General features: G+C 66.5%; 13 protein-coding genes and 1 pseudogene. 8 read left to right on the top strand and 6 right to left on the bottom strand.

The features are described from left to right. The first annotated feature begins 96 nt into the window (after window positions 1-96). Complete coding sequence (locus ACM0O9_RS01625) at window positions 97-1,431, top strand: dicarboxylate/amino acid:cation symporter (RefSeq protein WP_065185497.1); 1,335 nt, start codon at window positions 97-99, stop codon at window positions 1,429-1,431. Between the two features lie 257 nt (window positions 1,432-1,688). Here ACM0O9_RS01625 and ACM0O9_RS01630 read toward each other — a convergent pair whose 3' ends face one another. Together ACM0O9_RS01630 and ACM0O9_RS01635 are read right to left on the bottom strand one after the other, a co-directional pair. Beyond that, a complete protein-coding gene (locus ACM0O9_RS01630; protein WP_065179180.1) occupies window positions 1,689-2,462 on the bottom strand; it encodes a C40 family peptidase in 774 nt (257 codons plus the stop codon). 131 nt (window positions 2,463-2,593) lie between these two features. After that, on the bottom strand, window positions 2,594-3,133 hold the full coding sequence (locus tag ACM0O9_RS01635) for a C40 family peptidase (protein ID WP_005418044.1): 540 nt from the start codon (window positions 3,131-3,133) through the stop codon (window positions 2,594-2,596). Window positions 3,134-3,244: 111 nt separating this feature from the next. Between ACM0O9_RS01635 and ACM0O9_RS01640 the strand changes: the two genes are divergently transcribed. From ACM0O9_RS01640 to ACM0O9_RS01670, 7 genes and pseudogenes are all read left to right on the top strand, one after another. Next, window positions 3,245-3,727 carry an FKBP-type peptidyl-prolyl cis-trans isomerase gene (locus ACM0O9_RS01640; RefSeq protein ID WP_005418041.1) on the top strand — a complete coding sequence of 161 codons (483 nt, stop codon included), beginning with the start codon at window positions 3,245-3,247 and terminating at the stop codon, window positions 3,725-3,727. Window positions 3,728-3,826: 99 nt separating this feature from the next. Beyond that, window positions 3,827-5,071 carry a DUF418 domain-containing protein gene (locus ACM0O9_RS01645; protein WP_005418032.1) on the top strand — a complete coding sequence of 415 codons (1,245 nt, stop codon included), beginning with the start codon at window positions 3,827-3,829 and terminating at the stop codon, window positions 5,069-5,071. 26 nt (window positions 5,072-5,097) lie between these two features. Next, window positions 5,098-5,259: pseudogene (locus ACM0O9_RS01650) on the top strand (amino acid dehydrogenase); the annotation flags it as partial. Continuing rightward, window positions 5,250-6,614 carry a glutathione-disulfide reductase gene (gorA, locus tag ACM0O9_RS01655; RefSeq protein WP_502321928.1) on the top strand — a complete coding sequence of 455 codons (1,365 nt, stop codon included), beginning with the start codon at window positions 5,250-5,252 and terminating at the stop codon, window positions 6,612-6,614. The pseudogene ACM0O9_RS01650 and the gene gorA, both read left to right, overlap by 10 nt. Before the next feature lie 161 nt (window positions 6,615-6,775). Then, entirely contained in the window at window positions 6,776-7,696 is a 921-nt protein-coding gene (locus ACM0O9_RS01660) for a DMT family transporter (protein WP_235649416.1), read from the top strand. Continuing rightward, window positions 7,603-8,031: an MGMT family protein gene (locus tag ACM0O9_RS01665; protein WP_372484192.1), complete on the top strand. Its 429-nt coding sequence runs from the start codon at window positions 7,603-7,605 to the stop codon at window positions 8,029-8,031. Before ACM0O9_RS01660 ends, ACM0O9_RS01665 begins: the two co-directional genes overlap by 94 nt. 93 nt (window positions 8,032-8,124) lie before the next feature. Then, the gene (locus tag ACM0O9_RS01670) at window positions 8,125-8,799 is read left to right on the top strand and encodes a rhomboid family intramembrane serine protease (protein ID WP_235649415.1); all 675 of its coding nucleotides are present in this window, start codon (window positions 8,125-8,127) and stop codon (window positions 8,797-8,799) included. Between the two features lie 140 nt (window positions 8,800-8,939). Here the strand turns inward: ACM0O9_RS01670 and ACM0O9_RS01675 are convergent, their stop codons facing one another. The 4 genes from ACM0O9_RS01675 to ACM0O9_RS01690 form a co-directional block, all read right to left on the bottom strand. Further along, on the bottom strand, window positions 8,940-10,523 hold the full coding sequence (locus ACM0O9_RS01675; RefSeq protein ID WP_235649414.1) for a phytoene desaturase family protein: 1,584 nt from the start codon (window positions 10,521-10,523) through the stop codon (window positions 8,940-8,942). Between the two features lie 73 nt (window positions 10,524-10,596). Continuing rightward, window positions 10,597-11,091: a VOC family protein gene (locus ACM0O9_RS01680; protein ID WP_069139599.1), complete on the bottom strand. Its 495-nt coding sequence runs from the start codon at window positions 11,089-11,091 to the stop codon at window positions 10,597-10,599. Between the two features lie 123 nt (window positions 11,092-11,214). After that, on the bottom strand, window positions 11,215-13,224 hold the full coding sequence (locus ACM0O9_RS01685) for a M13 family metallopeptidase (protein ID WP_414603977.1): 2,010 nt from the start codon (window positions 13,222-13,224) through the stop codon (window positions 11,215-11,217). A 216-nt stretch (window positions 13,225-13,440) separates the two neighbouring features. After that, on the bottom strand, window positions 13,441-15,543 hold the full coding sequence (locus ACM0O9_RS01690; protein WP_065185502.1) for a M13 family metallopeptidase: 2,103 nt from the start codon (window positions 15,541-15,543) through the stop codon (window positions 13,441-13,443). Window positions 15,544-15,569 lie beyond the last annotated feature (26 nt).

A 15,569-nucleotide genomic window follows, 5' to 3' on the forward strand; every position in this document is an offset into this window, starting at 1 on the left:
CACGCCGATGACACACTGATTTGCCGGCCGGGCGGTCGTTCTGCGGGCTGCCTTGGGCTATCGTGCCAGCATCCCTTCCTTCCCTCTGGATTGCCTATGACGCTGGTCTCTGCCTGGCTGCGGATTCCGTTCTGGCAGCGCGTGGTCGGTGGCTTCGTGCTCGGCGCGCTGGCCGGCTGGGCGCTCGGCCCCGCCGCGGAAACGTGGTTCGGCCCGCTCGGCGAGCTGTACGTCACCCTGATCAAGATGATCGCCGTGCCACTGGTGTTCTTCGCGGTCATCAACGCGATCTCGTCGCTGCACGGGCAGAAGTCCGTGGCCGCGCTCAGTGGGCGCACCTTCCTGTGGTTCGTGATTACCGCTGCGCTGGCAGTGTGTGTCGGCCTGGCCGTGGGTACGGTGCTGCAGCCCGGCGCGGGTGGCCTGCAGTTGTCGATGGCCAGCAACTACGTGCCGCGCGAAGTGCCCAGCGTGGTGCAGGTGCTGCTGGACGTGGTGCCTGCCAATGTCTTCTATGCGCTGTCCGGCATCGGCACCAAGGTCAACGCGGCCGGTGAGACCGTGCTGGCTGCGGGTCGCGGCTCGATCCTGCCGGTGATCTTCTTCGCCGGCCTGGTGGGCTTTGCCATCGTCAAGCTGGGCGAGAAGGTGACCGAGGCGCGCAAGCTGGTTGGCCAGATGAGCGACATCATGATCCAGGTGACCCGCTTCGTGCTGGAAGTCACCCCGATCGGCACCTTCGGCCTGATCGCAGGCCTGGTCGGCAGCTATGGGTTCGAGAAGCTGCTGCCGCTGGGCCATTTCGTGCTGGCGTTGTACGTGGCCTGTGCGCTGCACATCGTGGTGGTCTACAGCGCGCTGCTGCTGGCGCACGGCCTGAACCCGCTGAAGTTCTTCCGTGGCGCCGCACCGGGCATGCAGGTTGCGTTCGTCAGCTCGTCCAGCTTCGCTGCGATGCCGGTGGCGCTGCGTTCGATCACCCACAACCTGGGCGTGAACAAGGACTACGGTTCGTTCGCGGTGCCGCTGGGCGCCAGCATCAAGATGGACGGCTGCGGCGCGATCTATCCGGCGCTGTGCGCGGTGTTCATTTCGCAGTACAGCGGCGTGCCGCTGACCCCGGAGCAGTACGTGGTGGTGCTGATCGCCTCGGTGCTGGGCAGCTTCGGCACCGCCGGCGTGCCGGGTACTGCGGTGATCATGGCCACGGTGGTGCTGAGCGCAGCCAATCTGCCGCTGGAGACCATCGGCTACCTGTATGCCATCGACCGCATCCTGGACATGATGCGCACGATGACGAATGTGACCGGCCAGATGCTGGTGCCGGTGCTCGTGGCCAAGGAGACCGGGTTGCTCGACCAGGCGGTGTATGACAATCCGTCCAGCAATGTGGGCGTGGACGATCCTGACCCCACACCGCCACGCGCCTAAGGTTGCGTGGAGATGAAAGGCCCGCCCTGACCCGGCGGGCCTTTTGTTTGGGAGCTGGTTGGCGCGGTGGCGGCCAAGGCGGGTCCTGGTAGATCCACGCCATGCGTGGATGGAGGCAGTGCCGACCAACGGTCGGCACCCACCAGGGCAGGCGGCGCGATGCCGACCAAGGTCGGCACCTACCGGGGGCGCAAACAAAAAAGCCGCTGCGGGGCAGCGGCTTTTTGTCTTTCAGGCGGCGCCGTAGCGCCAGCGGGTCAGAGGTCGACCCGGCGGGCCTGCATGAACTTGTTGCCCCAGTAGCCACTGAGCAGGGTGTCCACGCGGACGTCCTTGCCGGAGCTCGGTGCGTGCAGGAAGCGGCCGTCGCCGACATAGATGCCGACGTGGTCGACGCGGCCCTTGCGGCCGAAGAACACCAGGTCACCTGCGGCCAGCGCGGTGCGGTCGTTGATCAGTTCGGCGTTGTCATCGTGGGCCATCTCGCGCGAGACGCGCGGCAGCTCGATGCCCAGGGCCGAACGGAACACATAACCGACCAGGCCGCTGCAGTCGAAACCGCTGTCCGGGTTGCTGCCACCCCAACGGTACGGGGTGCCCAGCAGGGTCATCGCGCGGCGCAGCAGCGACTGCACCTTGCCGTTGTCGGCGGCGGTACCGACAACGCTGCCATTGGCGGCGCTGCTGGTGTCGTAATTGGCGAGCAGGCGGCTGAGGTCGCCGGCTACCACGGCCGAGCGGTCCATCAGCGGAATGGTGTCGTTGGCGGCCAGGTGCGGCAGCAGGGCGGCCAGTGTGGCACTGGCGGCGGCATCGACGCGGCTGCGCTGCGGAGCGGCAGCCTCGGCCTTGGCGGCCGGTCGGGCGGCGCTCTCGGCCACCGCGGCCGGGGGCACATCGGAACGGTTCGGAGCGGTCTGCGACCAGGCCGGAAGGCTGGTCAGGCACAGTGCCAGGCCAAGCAACAACGGGCGGGCACTGCGTGAAGATACGGAAGTCTGGCCTTCGCTTTTCAGGTCGTCAGTCGTCACGCGTCGGTCACAGGAAAAAAACGATGGGGCATCATGCCCTGTAAAAGCGCCGATAAGTTAAAAATTCCGTTAGTAAAACGTTATTGCGTTAGTGATTTCCGTCACAGTTTTGAACATATCGCCTGTTCATTTTAGCGAAGGACGCGTTTCGCCCCCGTGTAGTGGTCTTTCCAATAGGGGCCGCTGAGCGAGTCGAGGCGTACCGTTCCGCCGGTACTCGGCGCGTGCACGAAACGCCCCTCACCTACATAGATGCCGACATGGGTGACGCTGCCTCGGCTGCCGAAGAACACCAGATCGCCGGTGGCCAGGCGCTGCGGATCGATCTTCGGGCCCTGTACCGCGGCCAGGTCGCGCGAGGTGCGCGGCAGTCGCAGGTCCAGCATTTCCCGATAGACATAGGCGACCAGGCCGCTGCAGTCGAAGCCCGAATCCGGGGTATTGCCGCCATAGCGGTAGGGCGTGCCGACCAGGCTGATGGCCCGCATCAGCACCGAGTTGGCGGCCTCGGGGTTGTCCGGCACGGTCTTCGGCCAGTTCGCCGTCGGCGGCGGCGGCGCCGGGCGGGTGGCCTTGCCGCCTCCACAGGCGGTCATCAACACGGGCAGGGCCAGCAACAGGGCCGGGGCGAGGAACCGGCGCGGGCCGGACGAAACTGGCGTGATGTGCATGATCTCCGGATAATGCGCCACCTTGGATTGGCCGTCATGATGGCGGCGTCCCCGCCGGGCGACAACCCGCCCCAACCCGCCTGCCTCCGGCAGATCCAGACAGAGTTGCGCATGAAGATCGAAAAAGACCGCGTTGTCCGCTTCCACTACACCGTTTCCGAAGTCGGCCAGGAGCCGATCGAGTCGTCCAAGGACCGCGGCGAGCCGCTGGCGATCCTGATCGGCCACGGCAACATCATCCCGGGCCTGGAAAACGCCATGATGGACAAGGAAGCCGGCGCGACCTTCAACGTCGACGTCAAGGCGGCCGATGCCTACGGCGAGCGTCGTGAAGGCCTGTCCCAGCGCGTGCCGAAGAAGCACTTCGGCAACACCAAGCTGGCCCCGGGCCAGCAGGTCGTGCTGCAGACCAACTTCGGCCCGCGTGCGGTGACCGTGCAGAAGGTCGGCATGAGCGTCGTCGACGTCGACCTGAACCACCCGATGGCTGGCAAGGACCTGCACTTCGACGTCGAGATCGTCGACGTGCGCGAAGCCGGCAAGGAAGAGATCGACCACGGCCACGTCCACGGCGACGGTGGTCACCAGCACTGATCGCAGCGCGATCGTGATGGATGCAGCGGCCCGCTTCGGCGGGCCGTTGCGTTTCTGGAACACGGCGCGGCCATTCATGGCGTACGGGCCGGCGGCATAATGGCGGACCTGCCTGACGGACGCCCCGTGAACGCCGCTTCTCCTTCCCTGCAGCCGGTCGCTTCCGGCGAACGCATCGCCGTGCTGGACGTGCTGCGCGGTGCCGCGCTGCTGGGCATCCTGCTGATGAACATCGAGGCCTTCAGCGGACCGCTGGACCTGGCCTTCACCGGCATCGACGTGCATTGGCAGGGCATCGACTACTGGGCCGATGCCTTTGTGTACGTGTTCGTGCAGGGCAAGTTCTTCACCCTGTTCTCGCTGCTGTTCGGCGCCGGCTTCGCGGTGATGGCGCAGCGCGCTGAGGCCGCCGGGCGCGACTTCACCCCGTTCTATCTGCGCCGCAGCGCTGGCTTGCTGCTGATCGGCCTGTGCCACGCGCTGCTGGTCTGGTCCGGCGACATCCTGGTGATGTACGCGTTGGTCTCGTTGCCGTTGCTGGCCTGCCGGGAGGCGCCGCGCAGCTGGCTGCCGTGGATGGGCGTGACCGTCTATCTGGGCGGCGTTGCGCTGATGCTGCTGGTGGGCGCGATGGTGTCGATGGCTTCGACCGAAGAGGTGCGGGGCATGCTTGCCGAGGCGCAGCAGAGCATCGACCTGCAGCGGCAGGTGTACGGGCAGGGCAGCTGGGCGCAGGCCACTGTGCAGCGCCTGAGCGAGTTCGGCACCTCGATGGGCGCGCTGCTGATCACCGGCCCGGAAGTGCTGGGCATGTTCCTGATCGGCAGCTGGTTCGCCGGCAGCGGCGCGTTGGCGACGCCGGAGCGCTTTCCGCGGCTGTACGCGGTGCTGCGTTGGGGGGCACTGCCGCTGGGCCTTGTGGTCACGCTGCTGGGTGTTGCCTGGAAGCCCTACCTGGCGCCGGGTGCCTACGGCCTGCCGGCGACGGCGGCGATGGCGCTGGTGACGATCGGTGGCTTGCCGATGTGCCTGGGTTACCTTGCGTGGATCGTGCATTGGCGTGCGCGGTTGGCCTGGCTGGCACCGGTCGGGCGCATGGCGCTGACCCACTATCTTGGCCAGTCGCTGCTGTGTACCTGGACCTTCTACCAGTATGGCCTGGGCAGGTTCGAGACGATGCCGCGCAGCGTGCAGCTGTTGTTCGCGCTGCTGCTGTTTGCCGCGCAGGTGGTCTTCTCGCACCTGTGGCTGCGCCATTTCCGCTTCGGCCCGATCGAGTGGATATGGCGTGCGATGACCTATCGGCAGTGGCCATCGATGCGGCGCGGGACGGAGCAGGGGTGAGCGATGGGCACGCATGCGCTGTGCCGATCGGCCGCGCGCCCGCGCATCCTCACGTCTGGCTTGCAGCGGGGCATGGCATGCTCGGCATCAGCATGAGCGCCGGCACCGGCCAGCTGATCGCCGATCTCGTCTGCGGCCGCACGCCAGCGATCGATCCTGCCCCTTACCGACCCGAGCGATTCCGATGAGCACTGCACCTTATGATTACGACCTGATCGTCCTTGGCGGCGGCTCCGCCGGCCTGGCCGGCGCCATCCGCGCAGCACAGCATGGCAAGCGCGTGGCGATGCTGGAACCGGGCGAACTGGGCGGAACCTGTGTCAATGTTGGCTGCGTGCCGAAGAAGGCGATGTGGCTGGCGGCCGACCTGCACGAGCGCATCGGCCTGGCCAATGCGATGGGCTTCGATGTCGAGGCACGCCCGGCGCTGTCGTGGAAGGAGCTGGTGATCCATCGCCAGGCCTACATCACCAACATCCACACCAGCTACCGCAAGCGCCTGGATGAAACCGGCGTGGTGCGCATCCCTGCGCGCGGCCGTCTGCTCGATGCGCATACCGTGGCCTGCAGTGACGGCGTGCATTACAGCGCCGAGCACATCCTGATCGCCACCGGCGCGCATCCGCTGCGCCCGGATATTCCCGGCGCTGAACTGGGCCTGGTTTCCGATGACTTCTTCGATCTGCGTGCGGCACCGGCCGAGGTGGCGATCATCGGTGGCGGTTACATCGCGGTGGAGCTGGCCGGCCTGCTGCAGGCACTGGGCAGCAAGGTCAGCCTGCTGGTGCGCGGCCAGCGGCTGCTGGATCGCTTCGATTACGAGCTGACCGATCAGCTGGCCGAGAACCTGAAGCAGCAGGGCGTGCGCATCCATTTCGGCTATCGCCTGCGCGAACTGCAGCGCGATGGCGAACGCGTACGTGCGTTCGGTCATGATGGCCCGCTCGACAGCGTGTTCGATGCAGTGTTCTTCGCCACCGGCCGGCGTGGCAACAGTCGCGACCTGGGCCTGGAAGAGCTGGGCATCGGCATCGGCGAGCACCAGCAGGTGGAGGTGGACGAATGGCAGACCACCTCTGTGCCGAGCGTGCACGCGGTGGGCGACATCGCTGGCAAGGTCGGCCTGACGCCGGTGGCGGTGGCCGCTTCACGGCGGCTGATGGACCGCCTGTTCGGTGGACGTCCGCAATCGAAGATGGATTACGAGAACGTGGCCAGCGTGGTGTTCTCGCACCCGCCGCTGGGTGCAGTGGGCATGAGCGAAGAAGAAGCGCGCGCGCGTTTTGACCAGGTGAGCGTTTACCACAGCCGTTTCCGCCCGATGCTGCAGGCGCTGGCCAACGGCACCCAGCGCAGCCTGTTCAAGATGGTGTGCGCGGGCCCGGAGGAGCGCGTGGTGGGTATCCACCTGCTGGGCGAAGCGGCCGACGAGATCCTGCAGGGCTTCGCGGTGGCGGTGAAGATGGGCGCGACCAAGGCCCAGTTCGACGACACCGTGGCGATCCACCCGACCTCGGCCGAGGAAGTGGTGCTGATGCGCTGACCTGGGGCGGTTGTAGCGCCGAGCCTATGCTCGGCTGCTTTTCGCCCCGTCTTGGCGGAGTCGGGCGCGGGCTCGACGCTACAGGACAGCAGGCGCCCCCATGCGACAATGGACGCCCCCACGTCTTACCGGGCCGCTCTGCGCGGCCCGCCGTCGTCCTGATGTCCACTCCCGCTTCCCGCACCGCTACGGCTTCCCCCCGCATCGCGCTGGGGGGTATCGGCCTGGCCGCGATCGGCGCCATCGCCGCCTCCGGCAAGGCCATCATTGTCAAGCTCGGCCTGCGTCATGGCGTCGATGCCACCTCGCTGCTCGCCCTGCGCATGCTGATGGCGCTGCCGCTGTTCGTGCTGATGGCACTGTGGGCTGCGCGCCGGGCAGAGCCGCTGTCCTGGGCCGACCGCGCCCGCGTGCTGTGGCTGGGCTTCACCGGCTACTACCTGTCCAGCCTGCTCGATTTCCAGGGCCTGCAGTACATCAGCGTGACCCTGGAGCGGCTGATTCTTTACTTGAACCCGACCCTGGTGCTGCTGATCAACGTGCTGCTGGCACGGCAGCGGCCGGGCCGCTGGCAGATCGGCGCGCTGGTGCTGAGCTATCTGGGCGTGCTGCTGGCCTTTGGTCACGATCTGCAGCGCGAAGGTGGGCAGATCATCGTCGGCAGCCTGCTGGTGCTGGGCAGTGCGCTCAGCTACGCGCTGTACCTGTTCGGCAGCGGGCAGGTGGTGGCACGCATCGGCGCGGTGCGGCTGACCGCCTACGCCAGCTGCGTGGCCAGCGTGCTGGTGCTGCTGCACTTCGCGGTGACCCATCCGCTGCCACTGCTGTGGCAGGCACCGGCACCGGTACAGTGGTTGTCGCTGGTCAACGCCACCGTGTGCACGGTGCTGCCGGTGCTGGCGATCATGCTGGCGGTGCAGCGCGTGGGTTCGTCGCTGGCCGCGCAGGTCGGTATGCTGGGCCCTGTTTCCACCATCGTGATGAGCCTATGGCTGCTCGACGAACCGATGGGGCCGGCACAGATCGCCGGCACCGTGCTGGTGCTGATCGGCGTTCTGCTGGTGACCCGCCTGCGGCGCTGACGCCGGAGCAGGCGCGTGCGCGCATTCTGGCGGTGATCCGCGCGATCCCGGCGGGGCAGGTGATGGGCTACGGCCAGGTGGCGATGCGCGCGGGCCTGCCCGGGCGTGCGCGCCTGACCGCGCGCATCCTGGGCCAGAACGACGACCCGGACCTGCCCTGGCACCGCGTGCTGCGCTCGGATGGGCGCATCGCCATGGAAGAAGGGTCGGCGGGCTGGCGCGAGCAGTCGCAGCGGCTGCGTGCCGAGGGCGTGGTGGTTGAGAACGGCCGGGTGCGGATGCCCACGACCGATCCGGCGGTTGTGCTGGATGCTGCCGTTTGGGGCCCGGGCTGAGCATCGCTGGCGACTGAACAGGCCGGACCTGCCGGTCGCCAACAAGGCGCGGTGCTGCGGCTATGATGGAGGCCGTTCCATGCCGGTGCTCCCATGTTCCCGCGTCTGCCAACCGTCACCAAGGCCCTGCTGATCGCCAACGCGATCCTGTTCCTGCTGCAGCAGCCGTTCCTGCTTGGCATGCAGACCTTCGAGCCGTTCATGCTGCAACCGCTGCAGCAAGGCTTCGATGCGTTCTCGCCGGGCGGCAACTTCCAGCCTTGGCAGCTGCTGACTTACGGTTTCCTGCATGGCAGCTTCATGCATCTGTTCTTCAACATGCTGGCGGTCTTCATGTTCGGCGCGCCGCTGGAGCAGACCTGGGGCGAAAAGCGCTTCCTGCTGTATTTCCTGGTCTGCGTGGCCGGTGCCGGTGTCTGCCAGCTGCTGGTGGGTACGCTGCTGGAGAACCCGGCCACGGTGCTGGGGGCCTCTGGCGGCGTGTTCGGCCTGCTGCTGGCCTACGGCATGCTGTTCCCGAACCAGCGGGTGATGCTGCTGTTCCCGCCGATCCCGATGAAGGCGCGTACCTTCGTGATCCTGTTCGGCGTGGGCGAACTGGTGCTGGGCATGACCGGCTTGCAGCCGGGCGTGGCCCACTTCGCGCACCTCGGCGGCATGCTGTTCGGCTGGTTGCTGATCCGTTACTGGCGAGGGCAGCCGCCGTTCAACAAGCGCCGACCGCCCGGCCCACCGAAGCGCCCGAACCATCTGCGCAGCGTCAAATGATCCGAAGGATCATTTGACGCTGTAGGTGCCGACCGTTGGTCGGCACGCCTTCTCCCACGCGGGTAGGTGCCAACCTTGGTTGGCACGCTTTGCATGGGATCATTTGACGCTGTGGGCGCCGACCATTGGTCGGCACGCCTCTACAGATCCTGCAACACCACCTGCGCCGCATTGTGACCTGGCGCGCCGGTCACGCCGCCCCCGGGATGTGTTCCCGACCCGCACAGATACAGGCCGGGCAGGGCACCACGATAGCCAGCCTGGCCAACCATCGGCCGTGCCGAGAACAACTGGTTGGCACTGAGCGCTCCGTGGAAGATGTCGCCGCCGATCAAGCCGAAGGTGCGCTCCAGATCCAGCGGTGACAGCACCTGGCGGCCCAGTACGCTGCCAGCGAAACCCGGCGCATACCGTTCAACGGTGGCGATCATCAGATCGGCCACCGTTTCACGATGATCATCCCAGTGACGCCCACCGGGCAGCACGGGCGCCACGTGCTGGCAGAACAGGCTGGCCACATGCTGCCCGGGCGGCGCCAGCGAATCGTCCAGCGTGCTGGGAATGAGCATTTCCACGATCGGTTCGCGTGACCAGCCATTGCGACGCGCATCCAGCCAGGCACGGTCCATGTAATCCAGGCTGGGGGCCATGATGATCCCGGCGCTGAGGTGATCGCCGGGACCGGGCAGAGCGCGGAAGTCCGGCAGCTGCGACAGCGCGACATTCATCCGGAACGTGCCCGAACCGCAGCGCCAGTTCGCCATGCGTTCGCGCGTTGCGTCCGGTACCTGCTCCGGTGCCAGCATCTGCTCGTACAGCAGCTTTGGATTGACGTTGGCGATCATCGCGCGTGCGCGCAGGATTTCGCCGTTGGCCAGCGCCACGCCCACGACACGACCCTGCTCGATCAGCAGGCGTTGCACACCGGCATCCACGCGCAGCTCAGCCCCGGCCTCCCGCGCGGCAGTGGCGATGGCCTGGCTGATCGCGCCCATGCCACCGATCGCATGGCCCCACGCACCTTTCATGCCATTGCACTGGCCGAACACGTGGTGCAGCAGTACGTAGGCACTGCCCGGTGTATAGGGGCTTGCGTAGTTGCCGACGATGCCATCGAAGCCGAACAGCGCCTTGATCGGTTCGCTTTCGAACCAGCGATCCAGATACTCGGCTGCCGACAGCGTGAACAGGTCCAGCAGCTCCTGCCGCAGCGAGGCATCCAGCGTGGCCAGTTCACGACCAAGACGACCCATCTGCCACAGCGCAGGCAACGCGCGCCAACCACCCGCAACGCCGGCATCCGGTGGCGTGCGCAGGGCCCACGCGCGCAGCACATCGGCGAAGATCTCCAGGCGCGCTTCGTATTCGGGTAGCCGCTGCGCATCCCGCTCGGAAAACTTCGCGACCTCGGCCTGGGTGCGGCCCGGTGCGGACAGCAGGTAGCGGCCGTCCGGCAATGGCAGGAAGTTGTTGGCCGGGCGATTGATGATGCGCAGCCCATGCGCATGCAGCTGCAGGTCGTCGATCACCTTCGGCTGCAGCAATGACACCGTGTAGGACGCCACCGAGTTGCGAAACCCGGGGTGGAATTCCTCGGTGACCGCCGCGCCGCCGAGAACGCCACGACGTTCCAGCACCAGCACCTTCTTGCCAGCGCGTGCGAGATAGGCCGCGCAGACCAGGCCGTTGTGGCCGCCACCGATGATGATCGCATCCCAGGACATCAGCACCTCGGAAAAAGGGGACGGAGGGAATTAAGTCGCAATCCGCATCTGCGCACAGGGGGGAAGAAACGACTTAATCCCCTCCGTCCCCTTTTTGGATTGCCGCTTCGATGGTGGCGATGTCGATCTTCTTCATCGGCATCATCGCATTGAAGGCGCGCTTGGCCAGTGCCTTGTCCTGGCTGGTCACCGCTTCGATCAACATGCGTGGGCTGATCTGCCAGGAAATGCCCCATCGGTCCTTGCACCAACCGCACTGGCTCTCCTGTCCGCCGTTGCTGACGATGGCGTCCCACAACCGGTCAGTCTCGGCCTGGTCCTCGGTCTGGATCTGGAAGGAGAAGGCTTCGCTGTGCTTGAACGCGGTGCCGCCGTTGAGGCCGACGCAGGGGATGCCGCAGACCGTGAATTCGACCGTCAGTACGTTGCCTTCCTTGCCGTCGGGGTAGTCGCCGGGTGCGTGATGCACCGCAGTCACCGCACTGTCGGGCAGGAGGCTGGCATAGAAGGTGGCGGCCTCGAGCGCGCCGTTGTCGTACCAGATACAGATCGTGTTCTTGTGTGCCATGTCCGGCTCCACGTTGGACGAAGCCGCAGCGATAGCACGCCCGGTGTTAACCCCGGATCGTGCTGCACCCGCAAAAAAAGGGCGCCCGAAGGCGCCCTTTGCACTACCAGTGCGGCAGCGGGCTCAGCGCCAGACCTTGATCTGGTCGGCTTCGCTGCGCTGCATCGGCTGCCCGGCCTTGCAACTGAAGGTGGCACCGAACGCCGGCAGGTTGGCCAGCGTGCCGTTGCTGCGCCACAGGCCCGGTGCGCGGATGTCGGCGGTCAGGCGGCGTGCGGCCTCGTTCGGCGACAGCTGCTGTGCCCACAGCGTCGACCAGGCGCGGAAGAAGCCCTGCTGCTGTGCCTGCTTGGCCTTGGGCTCCTGCGCGGCATACGCCGCCCATGCCAGTTCCAGGCCGGCGATGTCGGCCAGGTTTTCTTCCTGGGTGAGCGTGCCGTTGACCTTGGCACCCTTTACGCCCGGGAAGTCGTAGGCACTGTACTGCGCGGCCACGCGATTGCCGAGCAGGGTCCAGGCGGTCTTGTCGGCCGGTGTCCACCAGCTGCGCAGCTCACCCTTGGCATCGACCAGCGCGCCCTTGGCATCGATCGCACGGGTCAGCTCATGGCCGACCAGGCCACCGAAGCTGCCGAACTTGTCGGCGGCGTCGGCCTTGGCGTTGAACACCGGGCCCTGCAGGATCGCGGCGGTGACGATCAGGCGGTTCTGCGCCAGGTCGTAGGCCAGCGACGGCTGCTGCGGCAGCACGTCCCAGCGGCGGTCGGCATTGCCCTTGCCGATGCGCTTCATTTCCTCGCGGTGGCGCCAGGTCGAAGCAATCAGCATGTTGCCACCAAACGAGCCGCGCCCCATCGGCTGCACGCTGTAGTCCAGGTCGCGCAGCGGCGTGCCGATCTCGATCTTCAGCGCAGCCAGCTTGGCTTGCGCTTCAGCCTTGGCTTCGGCGCTCATCCAGCTGTTGTTCTTGACCGCTTCGATCTGCACTTCGCGCAGCTTGTCGACGATCCACGCCGCCTGGCGACGATCTTCGGCGGACAGGTAGCGCGCGGCATATTCGCGGCCGACCATCGGGCCGGCGGCCACGTTGATCGCATCGAGCACGCTTTCCCAGCGCTGCGGTGGCCGGGTTTCGCCGCGCAGCACGCGGCCACGGAATTCGAACTCGGCGTCGCGGTAGGCCTTGGACAGGTACGGCGCCATCGAATCGCCCACGCGCCAGCGCAGGTAGGCCTTCCACTGGTCCGGCTTGAGCTTGGTGACCATGCCATCGAGCTGCTTGAACAGCCCCGGATCGGCCAGCGAGACCAGGTCGTCATCCACGCCCTGTGCCTTCAGGAAAGCGTCCAGCTGCAGATTGCGGTAGCGGCTGTTGAGCTCCTTGGTGGAGATCGGCGCGTAGTTGTTGAACGGGTTGTTGATGCCGGCCAGCGACTGCGCGTTGCGCGCCAGCTCGGTCTCCAGCGCGATTACCGCCTGCGATTCGGCATCCAGCTTGGCCGCCGGGGTGCCGGTCAGCGCCAGGATCTGCTTGACGTAGTTGCGGTAGCGGCCCATCAGCGCCACGGTGTCGGCGTCGGTGCGGGTATAGAACGCAGGATCCGGCAGGCCCATGCCGCCCTGCATGAAGTAACCGATGTGGCGGTCCAGTGCCTTCAGGTCGACGTCGGGGCCGAAGTTGAAGGCGACCGGGATGCCCACCTGGTGCAGCGCGGCGATCGACGCCGGCACATCCTTGGCCTTCTTGATGGCGTTGATGCGGGTCAGCAGCGGGGCGATCGGATTGGAACCGTCCGCCTCCACGGCGGCTTCGTCAAGGCCACTGGCCCAGAAGTCACCCAGCAGCTTCTGCACATTGCCCTGCGGCGACTTCATCGCGGCGTCGAGCAGGTCGCGCTGCTGCTGGCGGCTGCGGTCGACCAGCTGGCCGAGCGCGGTAGTGGCACCGGTCTGCGGCACCGGGTTGGCCTTCAGCCAGCCTGCATTGGTGGCGTCGTAGAAGTCGCTGCACTGGGCGCTGACGGCCGGGGCGCGTGCGGCCTTCTTCTTGGCGGCGGCAAACGCATCGTGGGTCGGGACCAGAGTCGCCAGGCTGATGCCCAGGGCGATGGCAAGCGGACGGAAGTTGGGCATGTGGAACGAATCCGTGATGGATTGAGGGCGCGCGCACTATAGCAAGCCGGGCATGGGCGCGGCATGCACGCATCACGGTGGCTCCGCCGAGCCGTGCGCCGACCAAGGTCGGCATCTACCAACGGCGTGGGCCATGCGTGGATGACGGGCGCTGTGAACAACAAAGGCCCGGGAATTCCCGGGCCTCTGCAGGTACGCCGCAACGTCAGCCGTGGGTTACCAGATCACCACCTGCTGCTCGCCGCTGCGGGCCATCGGCGAACCGGCCTTGCACTGGAACGCGGCGGCGAAGGTCGGCAGGTTCGACGGCGCACCCATGGCGCGGAACTGCGCCGGGGCGTGCGGGTCGGTGGCCAGGCGGACCTTGGCGTTTTCCGGGGTGTACTTGGTGCGCCACACGGTGGCCCAGTTGAAGAAGAAGCGCTGGTCGCGGGTAAAGCCATCGACCTTTGCATCTTCCTTGCCGGCGGAGGCCTTCTGCAGGGCGTCGTAGGCGGTGGCCAGGCCACCCAGGTCGGCGATGTTCTCGCCCAGGGTCAGGTGGCCGTTCACCGCCTGGCCGTCGACCTTGTACTGGTCGAACTGCTTGACCAGCTTGCCGGTGAGGCCTTCGAAGTTCTTCTTGTCGGCCGGGGTCCACCAGTCTTCCATGTTGCCGGTCGGCCCGAAGCGTGCACCCTGGTCGTCGTAACCGTGGGTCATTTCATGGCCGATCACCGCACCGATGCCGCCGTAGTTCAGCGCATCGTCGGCCTTCGGATCGAAGAACGGCGGCTGCAGGATGGCGGCCGGGAATACGATCTCGTTCTGCAGCGGGTTGTAGTAGGCGTTGACGGTCTGCGGGGTCATGCCCCACTCGGTCTTGTCCACCGGCTTGCCGATCTTGGACAGGTTGAACTTGTAGTTGAACTCGTTGGCCGCGCGCACGTTGCCCAGGAAGCTGTCGCGCTGGGTCTGCAGGCCCGACCAGTCGCGCCACTTGTCCGGGTAACCGATCTTCGGGGTGAAGGTCTCCCACTTGGCGATGGCCTTGGCCTTGGTTTCTTCGCTCATCCAGCTCAGGCCCTGGATGCGGTCCTTCAGCGCGGCGGCCAGGTTCTTCACCAGTTCTTCCATCTTCGCCTTGGCTTCCGGCGAGAAGGCAACCTTCACGTACAGCTGGCCGAAGGCTTCACCGGCATCATTCTCGATGGTGCCCAGCACGCGCTTCCAGCGCGGCTTCTGTTCCTTCTGGCCGTTGAGGGTCTTGCCGTAGAACTCGTAGTTCTCCTGCACGAAGGCGTCAGCCAGGTACGGCGAGGCACTGTCCACGGTGTGGAAGCGCAGGTAGGCGCGCCACACCGACGGATCGGTATCGCCCAGCGCCTTGCTCACTTCCTCATGGAAAGCCGGCATGGCCAGCGAGAACTTCTCCGGCGCGGCCACGCCCTGCGACTTGAAGAACTCGGTCCAGCTGAAGTTCGGGGTCAGCTTGTCGGCGTCGGCCAGGGTGACCGGGTTGTAGTACAGCTCGACGTTGCGCGACAGCTCGACGCGCGACTTGGAGGCCTTGGCCAGGCGGGTTTCGAACTTGACCACGTCCTCGGCCTGCTTGGCCGCGTCGGCCGCGGCGACGCCGGACAGCTCCAGCACCTTGGCGACGTGTGCCTGGTAGGCCTTCAGCTTGTCGGCGTTCTTGGCATCGGTGTAATAGGTGGTATCCGGCAGGCCCAGGCCGCCCTGGCTGGCGTAGGCCATGTTCATGGTCGAGTTCTTGAAGTCCGCTTCGGCGCCGAAGCCGAACAGGACGTTGTCACCCTTGGCGGCGCTGGTGCGCAGGTAGTTGGCGATCGCCGCCTTGTCCTGCAGGCCGTCGATCGCCGCCAGGTCGGCCTTCAGCGGCTCGATGCCCTGCGCGTTGATCTTCGCTTCGTCCATGCCGGTCGCCCACAGGTCGCCGACGATCTTCTCGATGTGGTTCGGGTTCTTGACCTGCGCGACCTGTTCGGCCAGCTGGTGCTGCACGGCCACCGAGCGCTCGTCGAGGATGGTGAACGCGCCCCAGCTGGTGCGGTCGCCCGGGATTTCATTGGCGGCCAGCCACTTGCTGTTGACGTAGTCGCCAAAGGCGGTGCAGGCGTCCTTGGTGGTGTCCAGGTCGCTCGGCTGGAAGGCGTTGTAGGCCGGCAGCTTGCTCTCGTCCAGCTTATAGGTGGTGGCTTCGGCGGTGGCCGGGGCGGAGGCGGCGGCGTCCTTGGCCGGGGTTTCAGTCTTGCCGCAGCCGACCAGCGCGGCCGAAACGGCCAGGGTCAGCAGCACGATCTTGGGAGTACGGGTCACTTGAATGGCCTCCGGGCCGAGTGAGT

This window comes from Stenotrophomonas sp. FR012 (assembly GCF_047520565.2).
In the GTDB taxonomy this organism is placed as follows: domain Bacteria; phylum Pseudomonadota; class Gammaproteobacteria; order Xanthomonadales; family Xanthomonadaceae; genus Stenotrophomonas; species Stenotrophomonas sepilia.